Source organism: Cohnella lupini (genome assembly GCF_003386205.1).
GTDB lineage: Bacteria > Bacillota > Bacilli > Paenibacillales > Paenibacillaceae > Cohnella > Cohnella lupini.
In genome coordinates this window covers 22,384-38,756 of sequence record NZ_QRDY01000014.1, presented here as the reverse complement: position 1 = coordinate 38,756, position 16,373 = coordinate 22,384, and the positions used below count along the sequence as shown (strand labels likewise).

Genomic DNA, 16,373 nt, shown 5'->3' with positions numbered 1-16,373 from the left:
CGGACTATATTTGATTAGTGATGTTCCTCCAGCCAATTGCCTACAATCATTCGAGCTACAGCTGCCAGCTCTACGATGGTGATTTTGCCATTGTTAAACAAGTCGGCTTTTTCGACCTTACTCCAGTTCGGATCCGATTGATCTATATTGAAGTATTTGGCGATAATCGACAAGTCGCGAATGGAAACTGCGGATTGTCCGGAGACGAGCGTAACCACCTGCCCTGCGAATGTCGTCTGAGCGATCGCGAGAGCCGTTACTGCAGCATCTACCTCGGATTGAGTCGCCACTGTTTGGCCGAATACCGTCTTGGCCGTTTGTACGGCCGCATTGAACGCGCTGATCGCGCTACCCGGATATTGACCGATTTTTTGACCTTCCACCGCGTGGCTAAGCTTGCTTTCCGCTGCAGTGATCGCTTCGTTCAGCGCCGACTTGTTAACCGACGGAGTCTGCGTAATGACGCTGCTTTGGAATGTGCTGACTGCCATATTCAACGCCGTAACCGCCGCGTTTATTTGATTTTGCGTCACGGACGTACTGTTGCGGACTTCGATAGCCGCTTCGATCGCGCTGTTGAACGCCGACGCCGCATCGCTCGGATATTGTCCCGGAGACGTACCGATCGAGGCTCCGCCGTACAGTTGCTCTGCGTTCGTAATGGCGGTATTGAGCGCCATTTTGTTAATGCCGATAACACTTTGAATGAAGGTCTGAACGGCAGCATTCAAGCCGGCCAGCGCGGTATCGACATCCGTTTGCGTCGAAGCCTCTTCGTTCGCAATAGCTCTCGCCGCATTGATCGCCGTGTTGAGAACTGCTTTCGAGCCTGCAGGATATTGTCCTTGGATTTCGCCTTCGACGGCCGAATCGTGCAGACTTTGAGCCGATTGGATCGCTGCCAGGAGCGCGGTCGGATCGGCCAGATTAACCTGGATCGCCAGAGTCGCATCTGAAACGTCTACATCGGTGGAACTATCGGCATTTGCAATGACAAATTCCGATAACGTAACGGTGGTCGAGCCTAAGGATGCGCTCGCTTTGGCATTCAATTTCAGCAAGTCGGCCGTGCCTAGCGGCACATGTCCCGAAGTACTCGTCAGCATAATCAAGATCAAACCTTGTTCTGGGATAACGCCGGTTCCGATAATGGAAACTCCCGGTGCGAGAGATTCCGCTACGCCCTCGTCGAGTATGAGTTGGTTATCCGAATCGAGGACTGTCGCAATTTCCAGCTTCGCTGGATCGTAATGAACGACCAGGCTCGCGGCATTGTAGTTCTCCTGGACCCCTTCAAGTGCTACTTTCGCTTCAAAGGAATGGTTTACCACCACGGACGACGGTCCCGTCAGGACAGCCTTCGGAGTCGTCGGCACAATAACCGTCGTATCGGAGATCGTGATGACGAGTTCATTCGTTGCCCCAGAGCTGAAAGTAAACTGCAGAGTAACGTTTCCGACCGCGAGCGTACTCAGATACGACTTGTTTATCGTAACCGTATTGCCGGAAACCACGTAGTCGATGCCTAGCTGTAATGTCGTGTCGCCGTTGGCGATGCTGCTCAGACTATTCCCGTTCAGTGTCAGAACGGTGGTCACGTCCGCCTGATTGGCGACATTCTTGTCAAAGCTTGCCGTTGTAGGCTCAATCGTGCCGCTCATCACAAGCGCTTTGAACGCGTTACGCAGCGCGTAATATGAATTGTCCGTTGCTTCCTGCCCGATCCCATCATTTGCGGCGGCAGTTTGGGCCTCACTTAAGGCGCTTGCAAAAGCATTCCATGAATCGATTGTATATTCCGTTTCGTTCAGGCTATTGACAGTCCCTATCAAGCCGGTCAGCAGGGTTTTGTCGACCACTGGGACAATTGTGTTCGCTGGCCCACCACGGCCGGCTTTGACCTCGTTAAAATAGGTTTCTACTTTCGTAATTTCGTCAGCTGTCAACACCCTGTCGTAGATGAGAACTTGCAAGACTTTGCCTAGAAAGCGGTAGGGGGTTGCTGCCGCCATCGTGTAACCTACGCCCAGATCCGAACTGTTCCCTAGAAGGGCCTTAGCGTTGGTTCCAGGGGTGCCTATGACGTTGTTATTAACAAAAACGGATCTATTGGTTCCGTTTAGCTGCGCCCGAACGCTGACCAGACCGTTAGTGGCGGTTGTTGCAATTTGTTGCCCGCCGCCCGATACGCCGCTATCCGTGTTACCAAAGCGAATGTTAATTCTATCTGTTCCTACGCCCAGATTAATACCGCTCCAACCGCTGTTGGCAGTCCAAGTTTGGTAAGCTTCGTTTAATCCGAAATAAACAAGGCCATTTTGGTCGCTGGAGTTGTTGGCTGTGGCTGTCGGACTAACCAGCGTGTATATCGTCATCTGCGTACTGCCGTTATAATTTTTAAAGCCTGCGGCTTTTAGCGGCCTTGACATCGCCGCGAAGTCTACATAGTCGTATACATTGTTCTTAAGCATGGGGTTGCCGGTTGGTGTTCCAAGACCATCGCCGCCGCTACCGGGGACGTTCGCCGGGACAAGCTTCGCCGGGACGCTTCCCATATTTGTCCATCCCGTCACGTTGCCGCTGCCGTCTTTTTCCACGCCCTCATCGGCCTTGAGCCACAAGTCAAGACCATTTCGAGGAATGTCGGCAGGCGTCATATCGCGCACCACAATACGAGCGTGCGACTGGCTAAGTACATCGCCTTCTTGCGCCAGTACATAAATAATGTAGGGACCTGGCACCATCGGCGCGGTCATCCCCACCCTGTCGCCGGGGGCCATCGATTCGTCGTCGCCTCCGTCAAAATGTCCGCCGCTCGACGAGGAAATCCATATTTTCTTTGTCGCGTCGTCCAAATCGTGCGCAAAATTGACTCTTCCTCCGGGGGCTACGGTCACGTCAGCCGGGAGCAACTTATTGGCCACCGATATCGTGGTGGTGAAGTTAATGATCATGGCATTCGGATCCGTCGGTGTGCTGACGACCAAAGTCCAGTTTCCTTCGGTAGCGATTTGATGCCCGCTCACCACGGGATTACTATTGAGCGTATAGGTGTAGTCTCCGCTCAAAGTCAGTTCAAGAGGCCGGACCGCTGAAACTTCGTAGCTTTCTCCGTCTTCCACGTTGATCGCTGACGCGTTCTGGTCGACGTATACCGTAAACTTGGAAGTGGCCGTCTCTCTGGCGTCTGCATAATCGATAAAGAGCTTGTATTCTCCTGCGGCGGACGGAGCTTTGATCGACTTTGCGTCGCCGGCCGCTTTGGTCATCTTGCTGCCTTCCGTAAAGACGGTTGCGTCCGCCGGCGCGAGCCAAACCGTGTCTTGAGCTTGCAGCAGACCCCTGCGGTTCAGCGTCTCTCCTCTACCCATGATGACGTTGGAAGCCAGTTCGAACTCGGTATCGGCAATGAGGCTTCTCGGAATCATATGAGCGTATTCGTTGGTAAGGCCCGAATTTAATACGATTTCGTTGCCCTTAAGTGGCCAAATGCGGCTTGTGCTTTTGAAATTGTCAAAAGTAGTCCTCGGGGCGCCATTCTGGTCGTTATCCCCGTCCACGTAGCCTTGGACCATAATCATATCGCTTTTGCGCTTCCAGTTGTTAAACTCAATAAGACGGCTCTTTCCGGGGGAATGGGAGAGCTTTGACTGCACGACGTTGCCTATCATCTTAATGAATGTGCTGCCTTCGTCGGGATGGAACCCGTTCGTCCAATTATTGGAGGTCGTGGGTTTGTTAGTTGGATTCGGGTCAAGAAAGTTGTAGTTCATCTCGGTGAAATTCGTCCAGTTGTCAGAATTCCAGTTACTATTCTTGTTGCTGACGGGGTCGTTTGTCAAAGGGTAGACGGTGTTGATGGTGTCCCATGTCCCTCCGTCCGGCAAATTACCCGGATCGCCCTGCCGTCCCAGGGAATAAATGGCTCCGGAGTCGTTAACTACCGTGCAAATTTCCTCTACGCGGTTAGAGTTTATTTTGTTATTCCTCGAGGTCGTAGAGATTGCTGGAGACCTTCCAAGGCTCGTTTCATGCGTACCATGGTAAGGGCCGCCGGTCTTGTTGGTACCTTGGGCGGTAAAGCCGAACCCATCGTACTCGTCCCAGCCCCATCCGATGCTCATTGCGCCGTAAGTGGAGTCATAAATGTAGTTGTGCAGTACCTGCATGTTAGTAGTGTAGAAAGAGGTTAGTGAGTTGGCGCCTGGGAATCCGTAGCAGTTCCTGTACAAAAAGTTATTTGTAATATAAATATTTTCCGGCACGGCTTCCGTACCCGCCGTATATTTTTCCTTATCAACACCGGCCCAGTTTCTTATTGGCGTGCCGGAGACTGAAACACTAGATTCATGCGTAATCGGCACATCGTTTTCATAGATATGTTGCGGATGTCCGATTACAATGCCGGAAGCGAGCGTATCTACGATATAGTTGCCCGTGATTTCGATATTCTTGGCATCATTTTCCACATGGATGCCAATAAATCCGGCAAGCCCGATCTCTCCGTTCAGCACTTTAATATTCCTCGCCGCGTTAATCATGACCGCTGCAGGCGGTATGTCATAACTTCGGTAGAAAGTCTCATGCCAGTTAATGCTGCTAGGGAAGTAAGCTTTGTTCACGATAGCGCCCTGAACGGACGCGAAGCCGCGGGAACTAGTCGTTACCGGACCGGATCCGTCGCTAAATGTATAGGTGCCCGTCACTTCAGTCAGTTTGTAGTCGGTATGGGCAAACGTCAGCCCGTTAAAGGTGATGTTCTTGACACGTCCATCATCCGAGCCTGCAACAGGGTTCAATCGATCTCCTACAGGGATCCCTCTTATGTCGAGGACCGTCTCAAGCCTTGGAATAATCACGTCGGCAGTATTGACATCCTCACCTTCAAGCGGGATGTAATAAAGCGTGCTTTCCGCCTGGTCGAAATAGAAATCTCCGCGTTTGTTGAAGAACTCGAAAGCGTTGCGGATCACTTGATTGTTACCTGGATTGTATTGCGTGTTATTACTCAAAGACTGTGAAATCGCCGCATACGGCATCTGGAATCGGAGCATGACACCGCCGGGCTTGTTGCTGGCTACCGGCGCCTGTTCGATCGAAGCGAAGGTGACAAAAGGCCTTGCCCATCTGGCGGTGGAGCCGCCCATGCTTTCGGCTTCAATGTTTTGGGGGTTTTTCGTTGCCGTCGTCAGACCTACGCTGGCATCAAATACGATAGCCGCTCGGATGTTGCTGCCGTCCCGCCACGCCCAAGGGTTATCGGTAGCTGTAAAGCTGACTGTGGGGGTGCCAGTGACGGTTCTGTTGGCCGAAGCTATTTGCGAACTCAGCGTCATGTTGGCGCGCTTATCGTTGACATAGATCGCGCGCAACTTATCGCTCCGGTTAAGTGTTGTTTTATACGCCGTTAAGCCACCCGTCTGGGTAAGGCCGACCGCTTCTGTCCATATGCCTTTTTCCAGCATTGTACCGGCGCTGATGACCGGCTTTGCGCCAGGCGCCGCCTCATAGCGAATCGTGCTGCTTGCACTTCCGGAATCATCCTTGTCAAATACCAGCGTTTCATCAAGCGGATAATAGCCATCCGCAATTTGCACGACGATATCGCCACCGGTTTTAGGCAAAGTCCTTACTACTGCTTTTGCCTTGGCAATCGTTTGGTACGGATTTAATTGTGTTCCGTCACCCGTGTTATCATTGCCTGTTGTAGCAACATAGATCGTGGCACCTGGCGTACTTTCAGCCGCGATTACCGCCCCTGAAAATGGTAACATGGTAAATACCATTACAAAAGTCATAATCCAAATTAATGCTCTTTTTCTCACTACGTAAAACCTCCTTCAATATAAGTAAAATTTTATATACATTACCGTCAAAGCGGTATTAGTGCCGGTTTCTCAGCTATAGTTGTCAACAATAAAAATAGCCCGTCGATGCATTTTTAAGAATTGCAAAACGCTTTCATTTTTTAAGAATATTCTTCTTACCATGAACAAACTAAACGACTGTCCGGGATTGAGTTAGATTCAATAAACGGCGATGGCGACCGTGCCTTACCCGGCAGCGGTCAACTAAAAGCGGAAGATGAGTAAAAACGTAGCTATGAAGGTTTCTATGGGTCTATTATTTCAATGCAAGGTCACCTAAAATATAAATGGTGCCCGTATTCATTAAAGGGAAAATTAAAGAACAATATTTCACATAAGCAATTACTCACCCTCAAATAGGTAGTATCTTTCATAAGAATGTGCGCCTATATTTTGTTACAAATTTCCATTTCACTCGTTCCGTTACCATCGTCTACGATCGCTTTTTCATTTTATAGCTCCTTTCAACATAATATTGATCTTCATTTGAAAACGCATTCATTTGCTATTTTTTATTATAGATTAAGCGCTTCCATAGCTTCCATGCAGATACTTGTGCATTTATTTGGACTTTTTTTCCCTGGACATAGTTAGAGGGTTATATTCCGTAACACTTCCCGTTGGTGCTAGCGAAACATCGGCGTTGGTATGAAGGACATCCAGGAATCACTTGATTAAATCCACTATTTTACAATAAACAATATCCACGCCAATTTAGACAATACGTCGAATCGAAGATTTCTAACAATCCGAACATTTAGCCGTTGTCGGATGTACAAGTCTAGCTTGCTCCCTTGTTTGCCTGCACTCTTCGCCATGCTTCCTGTACCTCCTTGAAAAACTTGAACAAATTACGCCGAAGGATTCTTCAAGGTCGCTCCAAGTTCTAGATAACTTCCATGGCCTTCGTCCAAGTGTGCGGGACTCGGCTTCCTCTCTATCCTCTTGCGAGGCCATTTTGACGACGCCGCACGCTCTGTCTCCGACAGGTACTTTCGTCGATACGCTTTTACGCACTGATTTCGCCATACGCAAATATCCTAGCTACTCGGAGTCTTGGCTCTTCCCGCAAACGGGCTTTCACAGGCTAGAAGATGCGTGCCTCTGGGCACGCTGAAAACTTAAAAAGGCTCCTGATCCTCAGAAAGAGAAGGATCAGAAACCTATTGTTAATTAGGATGGTGCGGCCAAGAGGACTCGAACCTCCACGGCTGTTACACCACTAGAACCTGAATCTAGCGCGTCTGCCAATTCCGCCATGGCCGCATATCATAGTGATATTGGGATTTCCTGCACCACGTTGCCGCGTTGAAAGGTAACCTTGTCGCAATCACGTTACTTATAATAGCACGGGCTTTAAAGCGAAGTCAAGCCGATCGCGGATGTTCAAATATTCAGTTAATGGGGCTTTTTAATAGGACGGAGATACCGCATCGCTCCCCGGAACGCTCATCCCCGGCTCATCCTCGTCCTGACCGAATTCCGTGTCATGAAAGGCGTTATACTGCAGGCTATCCATCGCTGAATTCTGCTGTCTTTCTCCACCTAAAGCACCTTGAACCCGAATAACGCTCTGAGACAAAATGTGCCCGCTTGCCGCCGCGGACGCTACGGCCGTCGCCTCCATGATCTGACGATCGCTTGCTCCGAGCTCGCGCGCCGCCTGCACGTGATAATACGTACATACCTCGTTATTGGCGAATAACGCAACGCCGAGGGCGACGAGCTGCTTAGTCTTCGCATCCAGTTCCCCCGCCTCGAAGCATTGCCCCGTGAATCGATCGTAAGTATTCGCGATATCCGGCAGCTGCTCCGATAAACCCGCCGCGTCGTTCTTATACTGTCGTACCTTCTGTTCCATGATGGCCATTCGGCATTCCTCCGCAAACTAGGGAATTTGTCATCCAAGCGCTCAAGCGCTGGGAATCTTATCTAAACTCCCTCGAGAGCGGCATATTTATTCATTCGACCATTGCCTAGGCTCGCTTGCCAACTGAATGTCGTATCCGCGCTTCACCTTCACTACGCGCCTGTTCGGACGTCTGATGAGCAACTGCTCTTCATCCCACGCCACCACGATGCCGACGACGTCATTCAACTCGAGCGCATCTCTAACTACCCGTACTTTCGTTCCTTCTACCCGAAAATGGTTCAACTGCTCATCGTTCAACATCGTTCTTCCTCCTCGATTGTGCCGAAAAACCCGCAAGGACCTAAGTCCAGGCGGGTTCTCCGGGTTTGTTCCCAAGCAGCACCGAATCCTTACCCGACGTGCTCTCTCGTATCGTTCGTTTCATACCAGCAATCCAGTACCTTGCTTGACATGACCCGGTTGCTAACATATTCGGCTTGATGCGTCTCGAATCTTTCCGTCCAAGCAATATCGAGCTCCTCGCAGAGCTTGACGATCGTGAGTAACTCAGACCATGCGACATAACGTTTGTACCAGAAAAATTGCGGGTGTTCGATCATGTATGGATACAGGTCGTCGAACTCCGTGTGTTTGCAATCGAGCGCTCTTTCGAAATGAACTTTGGACTCTTCCAGCTTATTCAGGAAAAAGTCGACCGACAAATTCACGTTATTTACGTTATCCATTTGCTGTTCGCCTCCCCATCTGCAGGTTATCCCTATTATACGACATTGAAATCCGATTGGGAAAGGATGTTCATAGCCCTATTATTTAATCGGCAAAAGTTATGGTGTTGTCATCCAAGGATTGGATCTTAACGAGCGTCTCCACCCGATACCCAAGCTCGCGCAATGTTCGGCCGCCCGCTTGGAAAGATTTCTCAAGGACGATCCCTATTCCTTTAAGCGTAGCTCCCGATTGTTCGATGATTTTAATGAGTCCGCGTGCGGCATCCCCGTTCGCGATAATATCATCTATGAAGAGCAAGGAATCCTCGGAGCTGATCAAATGTCTGGAAACGATCAGGTCGGTAACGATGCCTTTGGTGAAGGACGGAACTCTTTCGCAGTAAGCATCCGGCTCGCCGAGCAATGTTTTCTTCCTTCGAGCGAAGACTAGCGGTACGCCAAGCACCAAAGCGGTAGCGAAAGCAACGGGAATACCCGAGGATTCTACGGTAATGACCTTCGTAATCGTCTCGCCCGCGAACTTAGCAGCGAACTCTTTGCCCATCTCCATCGTCAATTGCGGATCGACGCCATGGTTGAGCAGAGAATCCAATTTCAACACCCCTGAGTTAATGACGCTTGCTTCTTTCAGAATTCGCTCCTTGAGAATATCCATCGTCTTCCCCACCACCCGTTGTCTTTTCCGTTTAACGTACCATATCCCTTTCCCGCGCGCAACATGGAGTTTCAGATTCGTACCTATTACCGCAAGCCATTTTTATGGCGAAACAACAAGACTAAAGTCCCGACAAACTGCGACCCGATGCGACAAAAGGATGAATTCTCAAATAAAGTTGACGAGCACGAAACTTTTCCATGATTTGTAATGTCTTATATAGTGTAAAAGGTTTTATGAGGGGGGGATTAACATGCCGAGATACTCCGCAGCAAGACTGAAAATTTGGAGTGCTCTTTTGTTGTCCGCAAGCTTGGTGTCCTGCAGTTCCTCCCCTGCAACCGAGCCGATTCCGATTTCTTCCGAGGGGCTTCCGGTGATTTTCTCGCCAACTCCGTCGCCTATTTCCAAACCTTACGAGGAATCCACGGAACAAGCTAAGGACATACCATCCGATTCTCCTTTACCTACAACTACCATAATAGATGTTAAACCTTCGGATGATCCGATTCCGGCGGTCGAAGTATCCAATATCCAACCTGAATCGACGGCGAACGATCAGCCCTCCGACCTGGCATTCCAGCCGAAATCACCTTCTTTGGCAGGAATTAAGCTAGGCGTTTCAGATAAAGAAGTCGTCAAGAAGCATGGCTTGCCGGAGGAAACGTACCTGCTTCCCGGCGACGATCAATCGGTGAATATTTGGGAATATAACGGTCTCTCCATCGGGTTAGACGAACAAGACAAAGTCGTATACGTGGAAATTACCTCTCCGAATGTTCTAACCGGCATCCAAGGACTTAAGAGCGGAATGGACGGTTCGGCAGCCGGCGAGCTTCTGGGGATTCCGTCTGACGATCAAACGAACGTGTTAACGTTGGAAGTATCCGGGGGATGGTTCAAGTTAGATCTGGACCCCGATAACCGGCAAGTGTTGTCTCTCAAGCTTCTTAGCAGAGAAATCTAAAGCGCCTTCTTCCAAGCGGATGTCTAAGTCCGCATTGAAGAAGGCGTTTTTGTGTTTGCGTTCTCTACGAAAAACTTATCGAATAGGGCAGCCGTTAGCCGAATGCCTCTAAATAACGGTGCGGGGCACTCTTATTTCGGCCGTTGGCTGCAACTTCGGCAATATAGCCGCGCGACACACGCTTATTTCAACCGCTGCGGCATTTTCGGCAGGATAGCCGTGTGAGGCACGCTTATTTCGGCCGTTAGTGACAACTTCGGCAGGATAGCCGTGTGAGGCACGCTTATTTCAACCGCTGGCGGCAACTTCGGTAATATAGCCGCGCGACACACGCTTATTTCAACCGCTGCGGCATTTTCGGCAGGATAGCCGTGTGAGGCACGCTTACTTCGAGGATACCAACACCGCCGAGTTTCCCGCTATCGCATCCAGGAGGTATGGTTTCTTACGTAAATGTTCCCAATGTTTGTTCGTTAATACCTTAACTTTCTCCTCTATCCTCCCCGCATACCATTTCTTTCCGCCGTCATGATCGCCTCGAATCGCTCTCATGTCATGCTCGTCCGCTTGCCCACATAGAGTAGTAAGAAAGGTCGGACAAGATTGGATCGGGAGGTTCCGCGTCATGAAACAGTGGGCCGTAAGCGTACAAGTAGCACTCGTATTTATCGGAACCGTCGTCGGCGCGGGGTTCGCTTCCGGACGGGAAGTGATGCAGTTTTTTACCCGTTTCGGCTATTGGGGTCCTTATTTGATCATCGTATCCACGCTCTTCTTCGTATGGATCGGCGCCAGGGTCATGCTTCTCGCATCCGAATTAAAGGCTAGGTCCTACGAGGATCTCAACAAATATTTATTCGGGGAAAAAACGGGACGGTGGGTGAGCAACCTCATGCTCATCGTGCTGCTGGGAGTCAATGCCGTTATGCTCGCGGGGGCGGGAACCCTATTCTCGGAGCATCTCAATTTAAGCTATCAAACCGGCCTCCTCGTGACGATGTTCGCTTGTTTCATGCTGCTTCGCAAGGGCATGAACGCGATACTCACTATCAACACCTTCGTCGTTCCACTTATGATCGGTTTCACGGCATTCTTGGTATACGAGACGCTAAAAAGCCCGCTCTCCGCCCACTGGATCACGAGCAAAAGCGAGCTTTCTCCTTGGGCGGCGTGGCTGTCCCCATTCCTGTACGCCGCGTTTAACTTATCCATGTCCCAAGCCGTGCTCGTACCTCTTGGCGCTTCGATAGGAAATGCCAAAATCTTGCGAAGGGGCGCTTGGATGGGAGGAATCGGCATCGGCTTGCTCCTGCTCGCGGGCCACCTCGCGTTGTCCGCCCGAATGCCGGGCATCCTGCAATTCGATATTCCGATGGGCGGCATCGCCCGCGAACTAGGAGCTTGGATTCATTGGATCTATATTTTCCTCATCTTCATGGAGATCTTCACGACGCTCGTTGCCGATATTTACGGGCTGACCTTGCAGTTGCACGATAGAACGAACGCTTCCCAGTGGATGTTAACCCTCATGTTGTTGCTGCTCTGTTTCCTTGCGGGTCAATTCGGATTCGGTCCGTTGCTCTCCACGCTGTATCCGATGTTCGGCCTGCTTAGCTTAGGCTGGCTGTTCCTCATAAGCCGGGACCGTTCCGGGCGCCCGCCGCTAAATCCGGGGTTCCCTACTCCCCCAGCGTCACCGCCCGGGCTGTTGGAATCCCCTCAGCTATCGTCCGGGCGACATGCCGATGGCAAGTGAAAAGGATAACCTGCCTTTCCTTAGCGAGATCTTGCAATATCGGAAGAGATTGAATTAATCTGCTTTCATCGAAATGAACGAACAAATCATCCAGCAACAACGGAAGCGGATGATCCGGAGAAGCGGCAGCGCATAAAGCAAATCGCATGGATAAATAGAGCTGTTCTTGCGTCCCCCTGCTAAGGAAGATGCTGTCCAGAACGCGACGATCCTCCGTCTCCGCCAGTAGCGCTTTCGTATCGCCGGGGGCAATAATCCGACAATAAGCACCGTTCGTCATCTGTTTGAAATACCGGGAAGCGCGCCGAAGTACTTCCGGCTGACGCTCTTCCTCGTAGACGGCTTTCGTCCGGGCGATCAGCTTATCGCTTATCGCTAGAATCGCGTATCGCTCAGACAGCAGCTCGAGCTTGCTTTGCAGCTCCAGAAGCCGTTGCCTCTTATCTTCGAGTTCGGATTCAACGCGTAAACGTTCCAGCTCTTGCGTTAGACGCCCGCGCCTATCGAGCAGCCCGGAACGCCGCTCCTCTTCTTGAGCTAATACCGCCTTCCGGTCGCTCAGAAGAGTAAAGAGAGAAGCTTCGTCATGTTGCTGAAGCAAGGCGTACAGTTGATCACGCGACTCGCTATCGCGGCCGGACTCCAGCCGCAATTGTATTTCCCGAGCCTCAAGGCGAATCTCCGCGCTTCGCTGATCGATTCGAAGCCTATGCTCCAATTCGGCTTCCGTTGCGCCTCCCGCTTCCTGCAACAACCGCTCAATCCGATATGCCGCGGTCTCAAGCTCGGCGCCGGCAGACCTCACGGCAGCATCGGCACCGGCTAACTCGCGTTCGAGATGCCCCGCTTCTTCTTTCCGAGCGAGATGTTTGACCGAATCTCCGTAAATCCATTGCACCGCTCGTCCGATCTCCGATCCGAGGCCGACGGGAGGCGGGCACGTTTCCATTAACCGGGAAGCCGCCTGCTCGAATTCCTTGATCGCATGGCTCAGCGTATCGGAACGTTCCGTTACGCGTTGCCGCTGGCGAAGCGCGGCTTGTCCTTGCTCAGCCATCCCCAGCAGCTCCGGAAGGTTATCCGGAGCAAGGTGTAGAGGCAACTTGCGGACTTCGAGCCAGTTGCGCCAGCTCGCATGCAAGGCGTCCGCTTGTCTGCCAAGCTCCTCCGAATCGCGTTCGACGAGGTCCTTCTCCACCTGCAGCTCGTGCATGCGATTTCTCAGCTCTTGCCGCTTGGATTCTCCCCGCTCAACCTCCTCCAGCTGCTCTAACCGCTCATGAACGGCTTCGCGGAGCTTCTGCCAAACCGTATCCTCCATCTCCGAATGTTCCTGAATGTCCAGCGGGGCATAATCGGAATTTTCCTGGATCAACGAAGTCGCCGCCGATTGCGGATCGTTCATCAATTGACGTAGGCTTTCGTTGAATTGCTTGCGGTACAATTGCAAATTCACGTTGTAATCGGCGCTCGGGTTCGATTGACCCTCCTCGGCAGATGAAGTCGCTCGCGATCGCGTCCGCGAACCCGATCGGGAACTACTACTCGAGGATGAGAATGCCAGAAACACCACAAGCGCCGACAACAATAACAATCCGCCGAACACCCCATAAGCCATCGAAGTCTCTACGCCGTTGCTTCCCGATAAAAAGAAGAAAATCGCAATAGCTGCAGCCCCTAACAACCCCGCGATCAAGAACAGGAGGGCCGACCCTCGCGCCTTATCGTCGGAGGTTCCGCGCGAGTTCGCTGTCGTTCGGGAAGGCCGAACGCTTGTCCTTGCCCGATCGTAATTCCGACGGGCGTCCTCGGCCCGATGCCATGCTTGCAGCAACGCGGGCTTCGTGCGCGGAACGAAATAGTCGTCCGCCGAGAGTGCTTCCCTGCTTGTAACAGATCCCGCTTGATCTCCCTCATTCAGATTACCGGAAATCGAATAGCTCTCTTCAGATCGAAGTACTTCCTTCTGCCTTTCAAGCTTGCGCAGTTCCGCGTGGTAGGACATAGTCCCCCGCTCGGTTTCCTCCCAAGCTTGCTGCAGCTTCCGGACTTGCTCCCGTTCCGCGGCAAGTCCGCCGAAAGCCTGCAGCTCGGCTTCCCCCCACTCCGCCGATATCCGGGACAACGTCGCCTGAACGGTTTCATCCAACGTTCGCCGTTCCGCTTCAAGCTCCGATCTCTCCTCGCGCTTGGCGGTTACGACTTCCCGCAAGGCCTCCAGTCTCTCTGCTTCCGGCAGGGCAATAACCCGTCGCTCATCCCAATCCAACAGCTCGCGTCTTGAACGCAAATCTTGGAGCGCACTCTGCTCTACCGATAGCTTCGTCTTGGCTTCGTCTCGTTTGCTTTTCATTTCCGACCATATTTGCGCTGTTCCTTCCGCTAGTAGCTGCGCGGATGGATCTGGCAGACTTCGGCGTAATCCCGCGTCCGCTTCCAGCAGAGCTTCCCGTTTGAGCCACCATTCCCGCAAGTCGTATGCGCTCTGCAGCTTGGCTGCCTGCAATCTAAGCTCCGGGAAGCCTGATTCCAACGACGATAACTCAAGCTCTACTTGCTCCAAGCCCTCTCTTGCTTCCCCGTACTGTCGAACCGCATCCCGGCTTGAGCGAATTTCCGTCTCGATTTCCTTCATCGAGATCAACAACCGGTTCATCTCCTGAGTCGTCCCTTTCGGACGGAACAATCTATCCATCTCCGAGCCGACCTGACGCCTTGCTGCCGATAAGGATGAACCGCCCGCCAATCCTGCGTTGTACAAGTAATTGCCGATTTCCTCACCCTGCAGCGTGCGTAATTCATGCAGCTCGTTCAACGACACCGAGAAGAGCTGGCGAAATAACCTTTCGGATATTCCGCCGAGCATCCATCGTTCCCACTCCGCTTGTCCGAGGACCCGCACCGCCCCAACGCCATCTCGAAGCGTGATTTCGCCGCCCCGTTCCGCATATCGTTCAAGCAACCAACTCTCGCCCGCTTCGTCGGATATAACGATGCGTCCGCCATGACGGCCTCCGGACATCGGTTCACCCCGCTCCACCATATCCTTGCGGTTCGGAAACCCGTACAGCATGCTGCGGACAAAACGAAGAAGCGTGCTCTTGCCCGCTTCGTTCGGTCCGTATATGACGTTTACCGCCGCATCCAATTCTAGATTCAAGCCATGAAGAGCGCCGTATCCGTCTACTTTCAGTTCTCGTATGTACATCCAGTAATCCCCCGCCCTACGACCGGTTATCCGCGCCGTCGCGATCTTCCCGCAATAGCGAGACGGAAAGCTCAAGCGCTTGAACGATCCATTGGGATCGCTCCTCGTGGCTTCTCGACTCCAGCCATTCCCGGATTTTCGGTTGTTTGCGCAACGTTTCCATCGCTTCGTCCAACAGTTCGCGCGAAGCGTCCGAATGCTCCGTCGCGGCTAATCCGCCGCGAATAAGCTCGCCGACGAATCCTTCCTCTTCGGCTACCGATTCAAGCCGGACGATCCCCCCCGTCCTCACGGCGATCGATTCCGGCCATATCCATGCATCCGTCTCTTCCGGCTCTCCTAACCATTCTCTTAATTCCTCGATCCACTCTTCCGCGACGTTCGGTTGCAGGAGCCGTTCATGCAGCATGCCTCGTCCTTCCAGTTTGATCCTCACTACGGAAGGGCGCCCGCCGGCTTCTCCGCGAACGGCTTCAAGCGCGCTAAGAAGCCGATTCTTAAGCTGCTGTTCGCTTTCCATGCCTTCGATGGACACTGGGATTTCCCGCCATAACACATCGGCGAGATCCTTGAATTTCATCTCGATGGATCCCGCTTCGTTAACGGAGACGACGTATGCGCCCTTGCCTCCCGTTTCTCGAATACTTCGGCCTTGCATATTGCCTGCATAGACGACGTGAGGGTACTCGCTTAGAACCCGTCGATCGTGAACGTGCCCGAGTGCCCAATAATCGAAGCCTGACGTTATCAGCTCCTCAAGCTTGCAAGGCGCGTAATTATCGTGGGAAGGATCGCCGTCGACATTGGCATGCAATAAAGCCAAGTGAAAAGGCGCCCCCTCCCTTTTCTTGAAGCGGAGCGCCAGATTGTCCGTTACGGACGGAGTAGGATAGGAGATACCGTACACATGCGCGACTAAATCGCCTTTGCGAGAGTAAGCGGGGATACAACCCACTGTCGCCGAACCGAACGCGAATACGCCTTCCGGCCAATCTAACCGGGCCTGTCTGCCGCTCTCGGGATCGTGATTGCCGTGCACGATGAACACCCGGGCTCCATGTGCGGTCATTGTTCCCAAAGCCCTTTGCAATCGAAGCTGCGCGCGCAAGGAACGATCCGCTACGTCGAATAGGTCGCCGGCCAGAACGACGAAATCCGCCTTTTCTTTTTCCACGACTTCGCTTAGCTTCCCAAGAGCGACGAACGTCGACTCGCGCAAGCGTTCGCGAACGGCCGCGGGAACCTTGGTTAATCCCTTGAACGGACTATCTAGATGCAGATCCGCCGCATGCACGAAGGTAAAAGGAACGCCCACTCGA

Annotated in this window: 8 protein-coding genes, 1 tRNA gene and 1 pseudogene; 2 read left to right on the top strand and 8 right to left on the bottom strand. The window is 52.2% G+C overall.

Annotated elements, in window-relative coordinates:
• Positions 1–14 precede the first annotated feature (14 nt).
• The 6 genes and pseudogenes from DFP95_RS20065 to DFP95_RS20040 all read right to left on the bottom strand — a co-directional run bounded on the left by DFP95_RS20065 (position 15) and on the right by DFP95_RS20040 (position 9,123).
• Positions 15–5,825, bottom strand: a complete 5,811-nt coding sequence (locus DFP95_RS20065) for a X2-like carbohydrate binding domain-containing protein (RefSeq protein ID WP_115994475.1) — start codon at positions 5,823–5,825, stop codon at positions 15–17.
• 1,221 nt (positions 5,826–7,046) lie between these two features.
• Positions 7,047–7,133: transfer RNA gene (locus tag DFP95_RS20060), tRNA-Leu, on the bottom strand.
• A 280-nt stretch (positions 7,134–7,413) separates the two neighbouring features.
• Positions 7,414–7,737, bottom strand: a pseudogene (locus tag DFP95_RS20055) (carboxymuconolactone decarboxylase family protein); the annotation flags it as partial.
• Between the two features lie 87 nt (positions 7,738–7,824).
• On the bottom strand, positions 7,825–8,040 hold the full coding sequence (locus DFP95_RS20050) for a hypothetical protein (protein ID WP_115994473.1): 216 nt from the start codon (positions 8,038–8,040) through the stop codon (positions 7,825–7,827).
• Between the two features lie 89 nt (positions 8,041–8,129).
• On the bottom strand, positions 8,130–8,465 hold the full coding sequence (locus DFP95_RS20045; protein WP_115994472.1) for a hypothetical protein: 336 nt from the start codon (positions 8,463–8,465) through the stop codon (positions 8,130–8,132).
• 85 nt (positions 8,466–8,550) lie between these two features.
• Positions 8,551–9,123: a xanthine phosphoribosyltransferase gene (locus DFP95_RS20040; protein WP_115994471.1), complete on the bottom strand. Its 573-nt coding sequence runs from the start codon at positions 9,121–9,123 to the stop codon at positions 8,551–8,553.
• A gap of 253 nt (positions 9,124–9,376) precedes the next feature.
• Here DFP95_RS20040 and DFP95_RS20035 point away from each other — a divergent pair, with 253 nt between their 5' ends.
• Positions 9,377–10,090, top strand: coding sequence for a hypothetical protein (locus DFP95_RS20035; protein ID WP_115994470.1), 714 nt, complete (start codon positions 9,377–9,379; stop codon positions 10,088–10,090).
• 625 nt (positions 10,091–10,715) lie between these two features.
• The gene (locus tag DFP95_RS20030; RefSeq protein WP_245987768.1) at positions 10,716–11,846 is read left to right on the top strand and encodes a YkvI family membrane protein; all 1,131 of its coding nucleotides are present in this window, start codon (positions 10,716–10,718) and stop codon (positions 11,844–11,846) included.
• On the opposite strand, the gene DFP95_RS20025 is transcribed toward DFP95_RS20030, so the two are convergent.
• Both DFP95_RS20025 and DFP95_RS20020 read right to left on the bottom strand, forming a co-directional pair.
• The gene (locus DFP95_RS20025; protein WP_115994469.1) at positions 11,770–15,054 is read right to left on the bottom strand and encodes an AAA family ATPase; all 3,285 of its coding nucleotides are present in this window, start codon (positions 15,052–15,054) and stop codon (positions 11,770–11,772) included. The two genes, DFP95_RS20030 and DFP95_RS20025, sit on opposite strands and share 77 nt — an antisense overlap.
• 16 nt (positions 15,055–15,070) lie before the next feature.
• Entirely contained in the window at positions 15,071–16,369 is a 1,299-nt protein-coding gene (locus tag DFP95_RS20020; RefSeq protein ID WP_181907538.1) for a metallophosphoesterase family protein, read from the bottom strand.
• Between the last annotated feature and the right edge of the window lie 4 nt (positions 16,370–16,373).

Bases quoted from the DNA above. Each gene is read 5' to 3' on its own strand.
- DFP95_RS20045 (WP_115994472.1), bottom strand. From the start codon at position 8,465: ATGGATAACGTAAATAACGTGAATTTGTCGGTCGACTTTTTCCTGAAT.
- DFP95_RS20025 (WP_115994469.1), bottom strand. From the start codon at position 15,054: ATGTACATACGAGAACTGAAAGTAGACGGATACGGCGCTCTTCATGGC.
- DFP95_RS20030 (WP_245987768.1), top strand. From the start codon at position 10,716: ATGAAACAGTGGGCCGTAAGCGTACAAGTAGCACTCGTATTTATCGGA.
- DFP95_RS20050 (WP_115994473.1), bottom strand. From the start codon at position 8,040: ATGTTGAACGATGAGCAGTTGAACCATTTTCGGGTAGAAGGAACGAAA.
- DFP95_RS20035 (WP_115994470.1), top strand. From the start codon at position 9,377: ATGCCGAGATACTCCGCAGCAAGACTGAAAATTTGGAGTGCTCTTTTG.
- DFP95_RS20040 (WP_115994471.1), bottom strand. From the start codon at position 9,123: ATGGATATTCTCAAGGAGCGAATTCTGAAAGAAGCAAGCGTCATTAAC.